Origin of the sequence: Arcanobacterium canis (genome assembly GCF_029625435.1) — a bacterium.
GTDB classification, from domain to species: domain Bacteria; phylum Actinomycetota; class Actinomycetes; order Actinomycetales; family Actinomycetaceae; genus Arcanobacterium; species Arcanobacterium canis.
Genome location: NZ_CP121208.1, coordinates 1,712,367 through 1,727,157, shown reverse-complemented (window position 1 = coordinate 1,727,157; position 14,791 = coordinate 1,712,367). Strand labels below are relative to the sequence as shown.

Here is a 14,791-nt window from a genome sequence, read left to right as displayed (position 1 = left end):
TGGCACACCAGCGGCACACCCGCTGGGCCACCACTGAACCGGCCTCGAGATTTCGGCTGGTGCAGTATGAACGGACCTGGTCACGGGTCAAGGCGCAAAACTCGGCAATCGCTTTATATCCCCAGCCTGCTGTGCGCAGGTTACGGATACGTTCTTCTTCAATGTTCTTCACAGTGGGGTCACTCCCTTCACCCCACTGCCGACAAACCCGTATGTGTTAAATCCACCCGTAAAATGACGAAAAGCCCCGCCACCACCGGCTCCCCGAGGATTGGGAAGTCACAGTGATGACGGGGCTTCAATACGCCGCAGAAGCGCGTGTGGCTAGTAGCCGAGCTTGGCGTTCACTCGCGCTTGCACCGCGCTGTAGAGGTTTCCGAGACGTCGTTTACGTTCCTCACCATTGCCGTACTCGCCACGGATCACGGCGTCAGCCAGCGCATCGATGTTCGGTGTGGCTGGTGCTGGTGCGGGTGTTGGCGTGGGCGCGTTGCCGGAAAGCTTCTCATTCACGCGAGCCTGAACAGCCGCATAGTTCGCTCCGAGGCGACGCTTGCGCTCATCCCCGTTGCCGTACTCGCCACGAATCACTGCATCGGCGAGGGCATCGATGTTCGGCGCTGCAGGAGCAGGTGCTGGTGCGCTACCGGTCATCTGGTCATACCAAGACTGTGCTTTTGCCATGTAGGCGGCATGCTGGGAGCCAGCGAGAGATGCCGGGCAGGCGGTCGCAGAGAAGTCCTTGTGTCCGAACACGTTCTTCCCCCACGCCGGGCGGCCAAGACCGTAGAACTTGCAGATCGCGGCCACGAGGTGTGCGCCGTTGTTGAGGCAGGCTTCGGATACAGCCCACGGGTTAGAGGAGATATCGGCGTGCTCGATACCAATACTGGTGGTGTTGGCTTCCCAGTTCCCTGCATGCCAGGCGGTGTTCCGGTCCCACACGAGCTGTCCGATGCGCCCATTGCTATCGACTTGATAGTGAGCGGAAGCAGGCCGGGTCTGCCACACCTGATAGCAGCCAGCGATGGTGAGGTTGCCAGCGTTGTGGTGGATGATGATCTTGTCGATGCGCCGTCCTGACCGGCCGGGCGTGAAATGTGTAGCAAGGATCTGGTTCTCGTCAGCGTCAAGAGTGTTCCAATTTTTCATTTGTTGTTCTCCTTCAATTGTGCAGGGTCGGTTAGTGGTGGTCGTTGCTCACGACGGTTAGCGATCAGCTCGAGAGCGTCACGGATTTGCTGAGGTACGGGTAGTCCAAGCCGGGTGGCGTTTTCCACAAGGGAGATGCCTTCGTTGGACAGGTAGAAGACGATGGTGGCAGTGCGTAATACACCGGGCGTGCCGATAACGTGAACGTCAAGGAGATGAGCAAGACCAATGAGAGCAAAGAGCACGACCTTACGGCTGATTCCTTTAAACCCAATCGCGCTAGAGACGCGCCGCTCCGAGATCGCGGCAAGCACTCCGGTGATGTAATCGGCGACAACGAAGGCAATAAGCGCATAGATGAGGCCGTCGAGGCCTCCGAGAAACGCAGCGATTCCCGCCGCGAGTGTGGCGATACTGGTTTGGGTGACAACCCATAGGGCTTTCACAGGCATAACAGTGTCCCTTTCTTACGAAGATAGTTGACAAAAGAAAACCCGCACCATCCTTGGCGCGGGTAACAGGGTTAGAGGTCGGGGCTGGTGAGAATATCGAGGATCGGGACTGTTAAATCCAGGTGCGCTTCGATGGGCTCAACCACTATCGCAGTCTCCTGTGGTGGGGGTGGCGGCCCGGTAGTATCAGCGGTATGTGTGCCAACAGGGAGAATCTCAATCATGTGCTGGCTCATTGCCTGTCCTTATCCTCATCGAGGGTTTCGATGATGGCGTCGTAGACGACGTTATAGGCCTCAGCTTGTATGCCGGTAAGTTCCATTGGTGAGGCATCAAGGAAGGCTTGTATGTCACTGGCGTGCTGTTCATAGGTCGGGCCTGCTACTTCGATACGCCGATTAAACAAGGCTTGATGTTGGTCGTGAAACTCTTTGGCCATCTGGGGATCTTTGAGAGTGAACGTGCCATCACTATCAAACACTGGTGTGCCGTCGTCACTGGTGGTGGCGTATTGGGTAACGAGAGCGTATTCATCTTCAGCGAAGCTGGCATAGGCGCCCTGGAGAAGGTGGATGAGTTTCGTGCGAGCCCTAGACGCTGATCCAGCAAGCGGCATCGCTTGAAGTAGCTCGATTGCGGGCTTGAGATAGATCGGTGGGAGAAGAAACCGCATCGGGTCTCCTTTCATAAATTAGGGTTTAGGAAAGGTTGGTGGACATGGGTTGCAGGCCGGTGTTGGAAAAATAGTTCCAGGTAATTCGCCCACCACCGGCATCACTAATGTTTTTGACCCAGCCTTGATTCAACGAACGGATCAAGGAGTTGACGCGGCTCATCAGGTCACCAACCCTGTCAAACAGGCGAGACATGTTGTAAAACGATCCGTTGGTGACCACCATCAAGTCGTAGGTGTGGAAGACAACTTTGGATAAGTTGTTGCTACTTGACCAGCCAGGAAAAGTGCCCTTCCCCGTTAGGGTGCAGTCTTGGAGAACGATCGAGCGGTTTCCTGCCGTGTAGAAATCATGCCCATGGGTACGAAGATCTGCACCCAGATGAATACCGGTGGTGCCGTAAAACTTTCCACGCGGATCCAACGTCAGCATCGTCGTGTAGGAATCATCGGCCGATGACTTCATATACGACCAGGTGATGTAATCACCTTGAACATCGAGAGAGTTCGAGATTCCCCGCACAGACGTGTTACCACTTTTGTATTGCTGGCCTGTTCTGCCAATGAACCGGGCACCATAGTAGAAACTCATCCCTGATGAGGTGATGCTGCCTTCGAGTGTGGATCCGTTGTACCACGAGATCTGGGTGGGGCTGATACGGATGGACTGGTTCCATCCAGCCAAACCTACTTGGATTGCGTTGGTGGCAAGCTTATCGGCAGTAATACTACGCGCCCCGATCCGGCCAGCACCCAGCGTGCCGGTGGTGATTTTGCCTGCGTCAAGGTTGGCGATTTTCGCGTTCGTGATTGCCGCGTTCGCGATCATCGCGGTTTTGATGAAGCCGTTAGCGATGGTGAGCTTGTCACTGGTGATCGATCCGGCCGCGATCCGCGCAGCGGACAGGGTGCCGGTGGTGATCTTCGAGGCCGACAACGAGCCGATCTTTGCGTCGGTGATTGCGGCGTTGGCGATCATCGCTGACTTAATGAACCCATCAGCGATCGTGAGCTTGTCACTGGTGATCGATCCGGCTGCGATCCGGGCAGCAGAGAGTGTGCCGGTGGTGATCTTGGCTGCCGACAGGCTGGCGATCTTCGCGTCAGTAATCGCCGCATTAGCGATCATTGCGGTGGTGATCGTGGCGTTATCGATACTGGTTTGGCCGGTGATGTGTATGCATTTACCGTCAATCAAGATGGTTTCGGGTGAGATGTTGATCTGGGAGATGATCTCGCCCGAGCGCACGCGCAGGTTCAGGTCGCTGGCCATCATTGAAAGTGACGAAGCAAGGCTGTTATCCGAATTCGTCAGCTCAGTGAAACGGGCCTCACTACTGGTTTGAACCTGCCGTGCCGTCTCGTAGGCCGTATCGGCACGGTGTTGCGCTTGGGAAACTGAGCTCTCAAGCCCAGCAACCTTCACGCCAGCCTCTCCGGCTACCGCCTCAGCCTGTCGTGCTGTGGTTTCGGCCTGGCTGGCTGCTTCGCGTGCCTGACTGATCTCGGTTTCGGCTTCGGTGAGGCGAGCAGCGACAGCGGCAGCGGCGGCTTGGGCATCTGCAGCAGCGGTTTTCGCGGCCGCCACCTCAGCGCGGGCCTCAGCGAGCTCAGCGCTGACCTGAGCATGGTTGAGGTCCGTGGCAAGGGCAACCCAGCCGGGCTCGCCGGTGTCGGTGACCTGGTAGATCCAGATCTCAATCGTCTCGCCATTGTCCTTAAACCACGTGTCCCCCAGGCGGGCCGCTGCGGGCTGTTTCGGACCGTAATGGTTGGTGGATTTCCCGTCCGCTGATGCCAGCGCCACGCCAGCAAGATCAGCGGCCATCTCGGCGGCCGTCTGCGCGGTGGTGATGGTGCGGGTGATCGAGGTGAACTTCCCTGCAACCGAACCCAACTCCACCGAAATATATGCCTGTCGGAGCGGGTCGTACTCGTAGCCGACAACCCGCGCTGACAGGGACACGCCCAGGTCGGCGTGCTGCACCGTCACCGTGTCTCCCAGCAGGACGGTCTCGAGTTCAGCGAGGTCGGCGTACTCGCTCGTGGAGGCAAGGTCGACGAATGAGACGGTGTAGCTCGCGGCAGGGGTATCGATGTGGTTGGTGGCGTACTCGGCCTTGGCGGCTTGACGCAGAAGGGCGTGTGCCTGCGGCAGAGGTACTTCGTCCTCGCGAGGGTTGTCGGCGTCGGCGATCGCTTTGATGTCCGGGTAGCGCACCACCTTGATATGCGGGATCGCGTAGTGATCGACGCGTGGCGAGTCGACGTAGAGCTCGGGCAGGGTGATCCCATCAAACCCGACCGGCACGATCCGGGTGACCACGTTCGTCAGATCGACAGTGGCGGTGTAGCCGGTGAGGTTCTTGCGATCGCGGATCACGACCCCACGATCTGCGCCGCGTGTGGCGGCGTGGTGGATGTGCCAGTTATCGCGCGTGAGCTCTCCGGCCCACCGGGAGGCGAACGTGTTGTCCGAGCCCTGGTTCATGATCGCGGCGGCCAGGTTCATCCGCACCACACGCGCAGAGGCCCTGGTGGTCGTATCGGAGCTGGTCGCGGTGAACCGGTGCTTCGTGGTGGCAGCACCAAGGAGCTGGTCGAGGGCCGCCTTGGGGGTCTTGTTGACGACGAAGGTGTCGGCGATGAAGTTGCCTGCCAGGTCGTAGAACAGATGGAAGGCCGTGACCTCCAGCAGCCCGTCCAGGCTCGTGGTGACCTCGTGGATACGAAACCCTTGCCGGATGGTGGTGCCGGGCACAGGGGCTGCGATGATCGCCTCGACTGCAAGCTGTGATGCCAGCGGCCCGTCAGCCGGGTAGACAATGGTGAGTTGGTAGGCTCCGCCGAGCTCCTCAATGACCCGGGCGTCGATGAGTTCCGGGTCGAGGACGCCCTCGCCGGTGGCGGTGAACGTGGTGGCAGTCGGGGCATGCACGGTGAGCATCGGTGGGGTTCCTTTCACAGACGTTTTGCCCGCAGCCGAAGACACACGGCTACGGGCGCACTGAGGGGCAAAGAAATGGGCCAGGTTAGGGGTTTCGCCAGTTCCCAGTGATCTCGACTTTGGAGATGCCGCTTCCCAAAGTGACCCGGTTAACCCCTGGGGTAAGGATCGGGAACGTGCCGGTGACCGCGTCGGTTTGCACCCGGCCCGCGACGTGTGCGACAAGCCGGGCCGAGTCCAGGGTGATCTGCCCTGCAGGTGACTGGACGCGGTAGGTGGCTGCGTTGATCGTCAGCGTTAGCGTCCCGGTGCCCTTGATCGTGATGATCGGTGCCGCATCAACCAGTCCCGGGTTGGTGATCTGCCCGGAGGAGGTGAGCGTGTGGGCGGTCAGCCCAGAGTCGAGGTAGCTAAACGGCTCGCATACCAGGTGTGCCTCGAAGAATCCCCACGAGGACATGTCCGTGCGCAGTGGGCTGATGGAGGCGTGTTTGATCTTGTGGAAGGCCCCGGGCTGGGTGGACAGGTGAATGGTTGCCGCCCGCCCCAGCGCCAGCGCGGCCTTGTGGTAGGCCGCCAGGCCGCCTGTGATCGCCAGCGGCAACGTGATCGACGTGTCGTGCCAGCCGCCCAGGCGAGTCAGCGTCCCGGCCCTGCCCGCCACCTCAATATCGTCTGTGACCCGCTCGGCGACCGGTAGGTCGACCGGGCCTGTGAGCCGCAGGCCCAGCGACGTTGAGGACACTGTCGTATCGAGGGTGAAACCGTGCATCAGGCACCTCCTGTGGCGAGCACCGTGTGGTGGGAGTTGATACGGGCCAGCTGGCGGTTGATGCCGGGGGCGAGTTTGCCCACCAGCGTGCCGTCGTTGAGCACGACCTTGATGTCCATGGCCTCCAGCAGTGCACGGGCGGTCTGGTCGACGATGCCCGCCACCTCGAGCCCGCGCCCTGCCTCCTGGCCGACAGCGCTGCTCGTGGTGGTTGCAGGCGGTGGTTGCAGGCGGGTTGGGGTCAGATCGACCGGGTCCAGGCTGGCGGTGATCGGCACGTCGATACCGCTGGTGAGCTCACTCATGGCCGCAAGGGTGTCGGCGGCGACATCTTGAGCTGCGTCGATAGCGCGACTTCCGGTGTCTTCGATACCTCCGGCCAGGCCTCGGGTGAGCATGTCACCGACCCACGCCATTTCCTTTGATGGGGAGTTGATGCCGAAGAAGCCGGTGATGCCGTCCCAAATGTCGGAGCACCAGCTTGTGACCTTGTCCCAGAGCCAGCCTGCCAGCGACTGGATGCCGTTCCACAAGCCCCGCACCAGGTCCGCGCCTGCAGAGGCCATCTGGCCGACCCCTTGACCGACCGCGCCCACGATCCCGGTGATGATCTGCGGGATCGCCGCCACGATGGTCGAGATGATCTGTGGCAGGTTCGTGATCAACGCGGTCAGCAGCTCAACACCTGCCATGACCAGTTGCGGGATCGCCCCACCGATCACTGAGACGATCGCTGCGATGATCTGCGGCAGCGCGGCCACGATCGTGGTGATGATCTGCGGCAGCGCCCCAATCAGCGCGGTGAGGAGCTTGACGCCAGCCTCAATCAGCTGCGGCAGGGCCGACAGCAGCGTGGTGATGATGCCGGTGATGATTTGTGGCAGCACCGTCACGATCGCGGTGATGATCTCCGGGAGCGCTTCGACCAGGGAGGTCAACAACGCGATACCGGTCTCGATGATCTGCGGGATCGCGCCAACCAGGAACTCCACAATCGAGGTGATGATCTGCGGCAGCGCCTCAATGAGCACCGGGATCGCCTCCAGCAGGCCCTGGGCGAGCCCCAAGATGAGCTGCAACGCGGCCTCAAGGATCATCGGCAGGCTATCGACCAGCCCTTGGACCAGGGCGACAATCATCTCCACGGCCGCCGGGATGAGCTCCGGGAGCGCCTCACCGATACCGGTGACCAAGGTGGTGATGATCTGCAGGGCTGCTTCCAACAGTGACGGCAGAGCCTCGATGATCGCCTCCACTAGTGCGACGATGAGCATCACCGCTGTCTCAGCAACCGACGGCAACACCTCGATGATGCCTTCCAGCAGTGCGGTCAGGATCGACATGCCGGTCTCGACCACCATCGGCAGCTGCTCGGCGATAAACGCGAGTGCTTCTTGCAGAACCTCACCGAGCTTGTCGATCAGTGCCGGGGCTCCGCCCTGTTCGAAGGCTGCCGTGAGCTCATCGATCCACCCGCCCACCATCGGCATGACCGTGCCAGCCAGCGCGTCAGTCAAACCTTGGGCGAGCAGGCCCTTGAGGTTGTCGATGCCGTCGCGCATGGTAGAGAGCTGGCCGGTGAAGGTTTTCGACTGGGCTTCCATCGCCCCATGGAAACGGCCGCCTTCTTCCGTTGCCGAAGCGAACGCGTCAGCGACCATGTCCGCGCTGATCGCGCCCTTGGCCATCTCGTCTTTCAGCTCGCCGATGGACTTACCCGTCTTGCGGGAGATCTCCTCCAGCGGGTTGAACCCGGCGTTGATCATCTGGTTGAGGTCTTGGCCGGTCAGCTTGCCCGTCGAGGACATCTGGGCGAACGCCAACGTCAGTGACTCCATCTTCTGCGCATCCCCTTGGGAGATGTCACCGATATGCATCAGGTGCTTCTTCGCATCCTTCAGGCTGATGCCGAAGGCCAGTAGGGTCTGCATGCTGCCTGCGAGATCGCCCATGCCGAACGGGGTCTTCGCGGCCTGGGTTTTCAGGTCGTTGACCAGCTGTTGGGCTTTTGCCTGATCGCCGAGCATCGTGGTGAAGCTGGTGGTGTACTGCTCCATGCGGGCGTTGTACTCCACCCCGTCTTTCAACGCGTCGGCCATACCCCGGCCGATACTCGCGATCGCCTTGCCGATGCCCTTGACACCAGCGACGATCGCCTCGGCGGCCAGGTTAGCTTTGAGCACGTCCCCGAATACACTGGTCTTATCCCCGGTGTCGTCCATCTCGTCGCCGAGATCATCGACCGCGTCCTCCAAGCGCCCGGCGTCCTTGGCGGCGTCTTTCGCGTCATCGCCTGCCCCGTCGGCCTCGTCACCGAACTCGCCGAGCGCATCATTGTTGGCCTTGAGCTCTTTTTCCAGTTCGTTGAGCTCGGCTCCGGCGTTGTTGAGCTGGATCTGCCAGTTCTTCGTTCGCGAATCGTTCTCCCCGAACGACGCGGCCGAGTTCTCCAGCGCGGCCTTGAGTGTTTCGATCTTGGACTTTTGGGTCTCGATCTCTTTGGTCAGCACCTGGTTGCGGGAAGCCAATGCCTGGGTGGACTTGTCGTTCCTGTCGAACTGAGAGGCCACCAGTTTCATCTCCGAGCCCAGCACCCGCATCTCACGGTTGATGTCGGTAATGGCCCGCTTGAACTCGCGTTCACCTTCCAGACCGATCTTGAGACCAAACGATGAGTCAGCCATGAGGATTCACCTGCCTGTCAGTGGGGTTAGATGCCGGTCGGGATGATGTCGTCGATGAACCACACCCGTGCTGGTTGCGCTCGTCCTGTCTCGATTCGCCAGCAGTCCACCAGGTCAAGGAGCTCACCAAAGACCATCAGGCCCACCTCGTCGTGTCTCAGGCCGAGGTGGGCTAAACCGATGTAGGTCAGGCGGGTGAACACTGCCTGGTCGGATTCGATTATCCGTCCGCTGCCGGGCTCGCTTTTGGGGCTGGCTCGGTGAGGATGTCGCGGCGGGTGCCTCGCTGCAGTGCCTCGGCGATCGCACCCCGGTAGTCGGCGATATCGGCAGGAACCGTCAGCAGCTCCACCTCGTCCTCCGTCAACTGCGGGCGCGGGTTGTCGAGGTGGGTGAGGTTGTGGATCTGCACTGACTGGTTGGCCAGCAGCGTGATTAGCCAGATCACCTCGGTCAGTGTGTGGCCGAGGTCCTCGGAGGTCTCCAACGCGGCTCCGAGCTTGTCCAGCCCGCCGTAACGCTCGGCGATCAGCCGGGTCGCCTTGGTGGTGAGCACCAGCTCGTACTCGCTCCCACCAATCGTCACGGTCGCACTGCGCCCGGCAGCATCAATCGATGGTGTGTCAGTCATGAGGGTGCTCCTTTACTTGCCGGGGCTGGTGGCGGCGGGCTCGTAGACGGACTTGTACCAGCCGGTGATGATCTCGGCCTTAACCTTGGGGTCGCCTTCGGTGGCTTCGGCTTTCCACGGGTGGCGGCCCTTCGCGTCTGGCTTGTTGCGGCGCAGGATCGTGCCCTCGATGCTCGGGGTGGAGAACGTGATCGAGTCGGCCTTGGTGGCAAGCGTGGTGCTTGGCAGGGCGAACTTCACGCGGTAGAGCCAGAAGTACTGGAAGGTGCCGTTGGAGCGGGCGGCACGGAACCCGATCGCTACCGGTGTGCCGCCGTCTTCCGAGGACGAGATGAGCACCCCGTTGGCATCCAGGGTGGCACCGGTCAGTGCCGCTGCGGCTTCTGCTCCCAGGTCGTCCACGCCGAGGGTGAGCGTGCCGGATTTGAACTCCTTGACGATCTCGCTGGGCCCATCGTCGGCATACAAGATCGCCTCGGCGACCTCGACGGACAACTCCGCTGAGATCGCTTTGGCCAGTGGTTTCGGGCTGGCGTAGGTTTCCTCGCCGGTGGTGGGGTTTTCGGTAATCGTGGCGTAGTAGAGCTTGTCAAGACCAATCGTGGCCATGGGTGGTCCGTCCTTTCGTTAAAACGGGTGGTGGCAGCTGATATCGAAGCTGTAGTGGTGGTAGCCCGTATCGTCCTCGAAGCCGATGTAGCGCCTGGCGGTGACCACCAGCCCCGCGTCGACGAGCGCGTGGGTGAGCGTGTCGCGCCAGGGCAGGTAGTTGTCAGTTGTGAACAGGGAGAGGCGGACTTCTTCGACTTCGACGCTCGGGGTGTTGTCGGCGAACACCTCCAGCGTGTCGCCGATCGGGGTGGCCACCAGATAGGTCACTGGTGCGGGCGAGGCGCTAAACAAGCTCACCGCGATCGGCAGATCAAGCCGGTCAGCAATCATGGTGAGGGTTTCCAGCAGCTGGACGGTCATGGTCTGATCCCGTCGAGTTTGGATGCCAGCACGGTTTTCATCGCCTCCACCACACTCCGTCTGGTCTGCGAGCGTGTCGGTGCCAGAAACGGGCGGGCGGGCTGGTTGCTCCTGCCGTGCTCTAACACGTTGGCAATCAGCGCATTCGACCTGCCGTCGCGGCGGTTCTCGGCGAAACCGACCTTGACGTTGTGATTGCCTCGTGAGTTGACCTTCACGCTGGTGACACCCAGGGCTCCGATGAGCTGGCCGGTTGAGCGGGACGGCATCGTGGTCGCCCGCCCGATCGCGGCGGCGAGGTTGGCTTTCATGCGTGGTTCGACCACGTTCGCGCCAGCGCTCAAGACCTCGTCGGCTGCAGTGTCCACCAGGCGTGAGGTGGCCTCGAGTTTGTCGATGTACTTATTGGGGAGTCGGATCTGGACGCGCGCCATGGCGGGTTCCTTCGGGGTGCAGACGGTGGGCAAGGATCTCGATGTAGCCGCCGATGGGCTCGACGGTGTCGATGACGTAGCGGCCATCGGCAGCGGCGATGTGCATGACCTCCGAGACGGTGACCCCGGGGATGGTGCGGATGCGGAACAAGACGGTGGCCTGCGTGTAGGCCGCACGGTTGACCCACGCTGAGCTGGCGTGTCTGATCTCCCTGTAGGCGCGCACCGAGGCGACCACCTGCTCGCTACTGCCCGTGAATCCCGCAGCATCCCTGTGGGCCACTGGGGTGATGAGGTCGATGGTTTCTCGCATACTGCCGATACCTGCCATGGGTTAGACCTTCCATTCGCGCTCAAGGCGCAGCAGCGTGTTCACCGCGGCCCACATGGCCTTGGCGGCATCGGGTTTGTCGGACCAGAACCCGGCCGTGGACCCGTCACGCGACTCGTAGAAGTGACTGGCGAGCATCACGATCGCCTGCCTGGTGGTCCCTGGCATCTCGTGGGCCTCGTAATAGTCCTCAGGCAAGTGCTGGAAGCTGCAAGCATAGGAGGTGGCAGCTGCCACCAGGTTGGCGATGAGCTCGTCGTCCTCGTCGTGGTCGAGAATGAGGTTTGCTTTGACCTGGTCGATGAGCTGGTGGTTCATGGCTGCCACCTCCTATTCGTTGCGTGGGGTTTTAGGCTCCGGCCTTCTGGGTGAGGATCTTGACGGCCTCGGGCAGGACGAGCTTGCCGTCCAGGCGCTGGGAGGCGAGGAAACCGACCTGGCCGGAGGTGGCGAACAGTTCGTTCAGGCGCTTGAACGAGCGTCCCTGCCGGTCAGCGATCCAGTAGTAGGACAGGTCACCGAACGCCACGGTCTTCGCGCCCGCCTTGATCTCGGGTGCGAACGTGGAGGTGTGCACGGGCTTGCCCAGGATCATGTCCGGGGCACCGGCGGTCAGTGCTGGCTGCCATAGGTACTGGCCCTGGTTGTCCTTGAGCTTGCGCACGGTCTTGACGGTGGCGTCGTTCATCAGCCACACCGCCCGAGCGCGATACGGTGCGCGCAGGCTGTAGTGCAGGTCGATGAGCTCATCGGCGGTGATGTCGGCGGCCTTCGCGGTGGTCACATCCGAGATGCCACCACCGGTGGCATCGAAAATGCCGGTCGGCTTGCCCTTGCCGTCACCGACCAAGAACGCCTCCTCTTCAGCAACACCGATGCGGCGAGCGAACTCAGCGGCGAGGTAGGCCTCGACGTCGAAGACCGAATCGCCGAGCAGTTCCTCACTGATCTTGAGGAAAGTGCCGAGCTTGAACGCCGAGAGCGTGATCTGGGAGAAGGTCTCGTCGGATTCGGTGTAGGGCTTGCCCTCATCGAGCCACCCGGCGCTGCCGTGGGTGGACACGACCGGGATCTTGCGATCCCCGCTGGTGGTCTGGATGACGTTGGCAAGACCGCGCATGATGTTCTGGTCGGCCAGCGACTGCACGAGGGTGTGCTCGAACTCGTCCGGAACCAGGTAGCCGCCCTCGGAATCAACCCCCTCACTCAGGGCGTTGCGCACCTCCATGGGAGAGGCGTTCAGGCGCATCGCATCCCAGAAGGCGCGCTTGTAGGAGGCAGTGGCGCGGCCGGTCTTGGGCTCGGTCTCCTCGCCGGTCTGGCCGGGCATCGAGGTCAGCGGCGCATTCGTGGCGCGGGCCAGATCAGCGTCCAGACGCTGGGCGCGCTCGGCGCGGGCAATCTCGCCGGTCAGCCGTTCAATGTCGGCTTCCATGCGGGCGTAGGTCTGGTCGTCCTCGGCGGACAGGCAGCCGGTGGTGGTGTCGCGGCGCTCGTCGAGAAAAGCCTTGGCCTTCTCCCACGTTTCGGCGCGGCGGGTACGCAGGTCAGAAATCGTCATCGTAGACATGGGTTCTCCTTCAGTGTTGGTGAGTGTGATTGATCAAGGCGGCATACAGGTCCACCACACGTCGCCCCACAGGTGGTGCAAGTGCTGGGACCGGTAGCTGGGTAGCTCGTGGTGTGTCGGTCAGGTGTGCGACAAGGCGCTGCTCGGCGGGCTTGCGGGCAAAACACACCCCACTGGCGGTATCGGCGAGCGGGGCGGGGTTTCTGGTCTTCAGCGGCCACGGGGCCTGCTTGTCCGGCTCCTCATCGTCGTCCTCATCGGGGTCGGTGACCTTCGGGGCGTTGCCGGTGAGGTAGTCGTCGGCAAAGCCCATGCTGATGGCGGCACGCGCGTCCATCCAGGTCTCTTGATCCATCAGCCGTGCGAGCTTGGCCCGGCTCATCCCGGTTTTCAGCTCGTAGGCGTTGATGATGGACTCTTTGACCGCTGCGAGCATGTCGATGGCACGCCCGAGCTCGTCGGCGTCACCGACGGCGAGGGTTGCCGGGTTGTGGATCATGAGCATCGACACCGGGCTCATCGCCACGACCTCGCCCGCCATGGCGATCACGCTGGCGGCACTGGCCGCGATCCCGTCGATGCACACCTTCACGTGTCCGGGATAGTCGATGAGCATGTTGTAGATCTGGGCTGCCGCGACGACGTCGCCGCCAGGGCTGTTGATCCACAGCGTCACGTCACCGGAACCTGCCGCCAGCTCGGAGGCGAACAGGGCCGGGGTGATGTCGTCGTCAAACCATGACTCCTCAGCGATCACCCCGTTGATACGCAAAACCCGGCTGGTATCACTACCCGCCGGGCTATTAATGTCGGGAGCGGGTGGCTCCCAGTTCCAGAACCGTCTCACCGGCTCATCCTTTCAATTCGTTGTTCCACCGGCGGCTGCTCCTCTCCAGGCGCTGCGTCCTGCTGCGCTTGCTGGGCGGTGGCGTAGGCCCCGGCCATGGATAGCGGCAGCATGTTGCCGTTGACCAGGTACAAGTCGCCACCGTCAGCGGCAGCGATGCGGTCGAGGTTTTCGAGGGCGCGGATGTCGTTGGCGCTCATCCACCCGTTCTGCCTGGCCACGGCGTAGCCGTTCATGCGCGAGACGTAGTCGCCGCGCAGCAGGCCCTCGAGGTTGAACTTCACGAACACGCTCGGCTTCTCACGCGGGCTAAGCAGCGTCTTGGTCAGGGCTTGTTCCCAGCGGATGACCCACGGGTCGAGCGTGTATTTCACGAACTCCAAGGACTGCTGCTCGATGTTGGAGAAGCTCGATTTTTCGAGGTCGCCCACCATATGCGGTGGGATGCGGAAGATCCGGGCGATCTCGTTGATCTGGAACTTGCGTGTCTCCAAGAACTGCGCCTGCTCCGGGGAGACGGAGATGGGCGTGTACTTCATGCCCTCTTCGAGCACTGCGACCTTGTTGGCGTTGCGGGCTCCACCGAAGGTTTGCTGCCAGGACTCGCGCACCCGCGAGGGGTCTTTGATCGTGCCCGGATGCTCCAGCACCCCGCCAGGGGCAGCCCCGTTGGCAAAGAAACTCGCGCCGTAGTCTTCGGTGGCCATGGCCATGCCGATCGCGTTTTTCGCCATCGCAATCGGCGAATAGCCCACGAGCCCGTCAAACCCGAGCCCTGGGATGTGCAGCACGTCAGCAGGCGACAGCCGGATGCGCGACCACTGGCCAGCGGGTTCGTCGCTGGTGGTCTGGTACTCGTAGTAGAGCCTGCCATTTTCATCCCTGCCCACACTCATCCGATTCGGCATGAGCGGATACAGGCCGATGACCTCGTCGAGACCGTTGCGGATGACCTGTGCGTAGGCGTTACCCCACAACAGCAGATGCGTCATGAGGGTCTCGCGGAAGACGAAGCTGGTCATCTCCGGGTTGGGTTCATCGTGCAGCAGGCGGTAGAGCGTGTGGTCGGTGGCTTTGACCTTCGACCCGTCTTTCTCGGTGCGGTAGACGTGCAGGGGCAGGCCTGCGATCGCCTCCGCCAAAATCCGCACGCACGAATACACCGCAGTCATCTGCATCGCGCTTCGTTCGGTGACCGTCCGCCCGGAGCTGGTGGGACCGAACAGGAAGCTATAACTCGCCGACAGTTGGTGGTTCGACACCTGCCGGGAATTGGTGCCGCGAAGCCAGTCGAAAAGTCCCACTGGGGCCTCCTTTTGCGTTGTC

At 61.8% G+C, this 14,791-nt stretch carries 17 protein-coding genes; all 17 read right to left on the bottom strand.

What is annotated here, in order from left to right:
• Window positions 1-324: 324 nt before the first annotated feature.
• The 17 genes from P7079_RS07815 to P7079_RS07735 all read right to left on the bottom strand — a co-directional run bounded on the left by P7079_RS07815 (window position 325) and on the right by P7079_RS07735 (window position 14,769).
• A complete protein-coding gene (locus P7079_RS07815) occupies window positions 325-1,152 on the bottom strand; it encodes an N-acetylmuramoyl-L-alanine amidase (protein ID WP_278012690.1) in 828 nt (275 codons plus the stop codon).
• Window positions 1,149-1,604, bottom strand: a complete 456-nt coding sequence (locus P7079_RS07810) for a phage holin family protein (RefSeq protein ID WP_126714201.1) — start codon at window positions 1,602-1,604, stop codon at window positions 1,149-1,151. Before P7079_RS07810 ends, P7079_RS07815 begins: the two co-directional genes overlap by 4 nt.
• Before the next feature lie 71 nt (window positions 1,605-1,675).
• Window positions 1,676-1,828 carry a hypothetical protein gene (locus P7079_RS07805; protein WP_278012689.1) on the bottom strand — a complete coding sequence of 51 codons (153 nt, stop codon included), beginning with the start codon at window positions 1,826-1,828 and terminating at the stop codon, window positions 1,676-1,678.
• A gap of 8 nt (window positions 1,829-1,836) precedes the next feature.
• Window positions 1,837-2,277, bottom strand: a complete 441-nt coding sequence (locus tag P7079_RS07800) for a DUF1617 family protein (protein WP_278012688.1) — start codon at window positions 2,275-2,277, stop codon at window positions 1,837-1,839.
• A 25-nt stretch (window positions 2,278-2,302) separates the two neighbouring features.
• Window positions 2,303-5,224, bottom strand: coding sequence for a phage tail spike protein (locus tag P7079_RS07795; RefSeq protein ID WP_278012687.1), 2,922 nt, complete (start codon window positions 5,222-5,224; stop codon window positions 2,303-2,305).
• An 85-nt stretch (window positions 5,225-5,309) separates the two neighbouring features.
• On the bottom strand, window positions 5,310-5,996 hold the full coding sequence (locus P7079_RS07790) for a hypothetical protein (protein WP_278012686.1): 687 nt from the start codon (window positions 5,994-5,996) through the stop codon (window positions 5,310-5,312).
• Window positions 5,996-8,680: a phage tail protein gene (locus tag P7079_RS07785; protein WP_278012685.1), complete on the bottom strand. Its 2,685-nt coding sequence runs from the start codon at window positions 8,678-8,680 to the stop codon at window positions 5,996-5,998. The genes P7079_RS07790 and P7079_RS07785 overlap by 1 nt, the downstream gene beginning before the upstream one ends.
• Window positions 8,681-8,706: 26 nt before the next feature.
• Complete coding sequence (locus P7079_RS07780) at window positions 8,707-8,883, bottom strand: hypothetical protein (protein WP_278012684.1); 177 nt, start codon at window positions 8,881-8,883, stop codon at window positions 8,707-8,709.
• Between the two features lie 17 nt (window positions 8,884-8,900).
• Window positions 8,901-9,311: a hypothetical protein gene (locus P7079_RS07775; protein ID WP_278012683.1), complete on the bottom strand. Its 411-nt coding sequence runs from the start codon at window positions 9,309-9,311 to the stop codon at window positions 8,901-8,903.
• A gap of 12 nt (window positions 9,312-9,323) precedes the next feature.
• The gene (locus tag P7079_RS07770; RefSeq protein WP_193326972.1) at window positions 9,324-9,920 is read right to left on the bottom strand and encodes a major tail protein; all 597 of its coding nucleotides are present in this window, start codon (window positions 9,918-9,920) and stop codon (window positions 9,324-9,326) included.
• 18 nt (window positions 9,921-9,938) lie between these two features.
• Window positions 9,939-10,283, bottom strand: a complete 345-nt coding sequence (locus P7079_RS07765; RefSeq protein WP_278012682.1) for a hypothetical protein — start codon at window positions 10,281-10,283, stop codon at window positions 9,939-9,941.
• Window positions 10,280-10,717, bottom strand: coding sequence for an HK97-gp10 family putative phage morphogenesis protein (locus P7079_RS07760; RefSeq protein ID WP_278012681.1), 438 nt, complete (start codon window positions 10,715-10,717; stop codon window positions 10,280-10,282). The genes P7079_RS07765 and P7079_RS07760 overlap by 4 nt, the downstream gene beginning before the upstream one ends.
• Window positions 10,686-11,048: a phage head completion protein gene (locus tag P7079_RS07755; RefSeq protein WP_278012680.1), complete on the bottom strand. Its 363-nt coding sequence runs from the start codon at window positions 11,046-11,048 to the stop codon at window positions 10,686-10,688. The genes P7079_RS07760 and P7079_RS07755 overlap by 32 nt, the downstream gene beginning before the upstream one ends.
• Before the next feature lie 3 nt (window positions 11,049-11,051).
• Complete coding sequence (locus P7079_RS07750) at window positions 11,052-11,366, bottom strand: head-tail connector protein (RefSeq protein WP_193326968.1); 315 nt, start codon at window positions 11,364-11,366, stop codon at window positions 11,052-11,054.
• Between the two features lie 31 nt (window positions 11,367-11,397).
• The gene (locus P7079_RS07745) at window positions 11,398-12,618 is read right to left on the bottom strand and encodes a phage major capsid protein (RefSeq protein ID WP_278012679.1); all 1,221 of its coding nucleotides are present in this window, start codon (window positions 12,616-12,618) and stop codon (window positions 11,398-11,400) included.
• A 10-nt stretch (window positions 12,619-12,628) separates the two neighbouring features.
• Window positions 12,629-13,465, bottom strand: coding sequence for a head maturation protease, ClpP-related (locus tag P7079_RS07740; protein WP_193326967.1), 837 nt, complete (start codon window positions 13,463-13,465; stop codon window positions 12,629-12,631).
• A complete protein-coding gene (locus tag P7079_RS07735) occupies window positions 13,462-14,769 on the bottom strand; it encodes a phage portal protein (RefSeq protein WP_278012678.1) in 1,308 nt (435 codons plus the stop codon). Before P7079_RS07735 ends, P7079_RS07740 begins: the two co-directional genes overlap by 4 nt.
• Window positions 14,770-14,791 lie beyond the last annotated feature (22 nt).

Excerpts from the sequence above, each read along its gene's own strand:
- P7079_RS07815 (WP_278012690.1), bottom strand. The coding sequence starts at position 1,152 with ATGAAAAATTGGAACACTCTTGACGCTGACGAGAACCAGATCCTTGCT.
- P7079_RS07750 (WP_193326968.1), bottom strand. The coding sequence starts at position 11,366 with ATGAACCACCAGCTCATCGACCAGGTCAAAGCAAACCTCATTCTCGAC.
- P7079_RS07760 (WP_278012681.1), bottom strand. The coding sequence starts at position 10,717 with ATGGCGCGCGTCCAGATCCGACTCCCCAATAAGTACATCGACAAACTC.
- P7079_RS07790 (WP_278012686.1), bottom strand. The coding sequence starts at position 5,996 with ATGCACGGTTTCACCCTCGATACGACAGTGTCCTCAACGTCGCTGGGC.
- P7079_RS07810 (WP_126714201.1), bottom strand. The coding sequence starts at position 1,604 with ATGCCTGTGAAAGCCCTATGGGTTGTCACCCAAACCAGTATCGCCACA.
- P7079_RS07770 (WP_193326972.1), bottom strand. The coding sequence starts at position 9,920 with ATGGCCACGATTGGTCTTGACAAGCTCTACTACGCCACGATTACCGAA.
- P7079_RS07775 (WP_278012683.1), bottom strand. The coding sequence starts at position 9,311 with ATGACTGACACACCATCGATTGATGCTGCCGGGCGCAGTGCGACCGTG.
- P7079_RS07765 (WP_278012682.1), bottom strand. The coding sequence starts at position 10,283 with ATGACCGTCCAGCTGCTGGAAACCCTCACCATGATTGCTGACCGGCTT.
- P7079_RS07755 (WP_278012680.1), bottom strand. The coding sequence starts at position 11,048 with ATGGCAGGTATCGGCAGTATGCGAGAAACCATCGACCTCATCACCCCA.
- P7079_RS07795 (WP_278012687.1), bottom strand. The coding sequence starts at position 5,224 with ATGCTCACCGTGCATGCCCCGACTGCCACCACGTTCACCGCCACCGGC.
- P7079_RS07805 (WP_278012689.1), bottom strand. The coding sequence starts at position 1,828 with ATGATTGAGATTCTCCCTGTTGGCACACATACCGCTGATACTACCGGG.
- P7079_RS07800 (WP_278012688.1), bottom strand. The coding sequence starts at position 2,277 with ATGCGGTTTCTTCTCCCACCGATCTATCTCAAGCCCGCAATCGAGCTA.
- P7079_RS07785 (WP_278012685.1), bottom strand. The coding sequence starts at position 8,680 with ATGGCTGACTCATCGTTTGGTCTCAAGATCGGTCTGGAAGGTGAACGC.
- P7079_RS07745 (WP_278012679.1), bottom strand. The coding sequence starts at position 12,618 with ATGTCTACGATGACGATTTCTGACCTGCGTACCCGCCGCGCCGAAACG.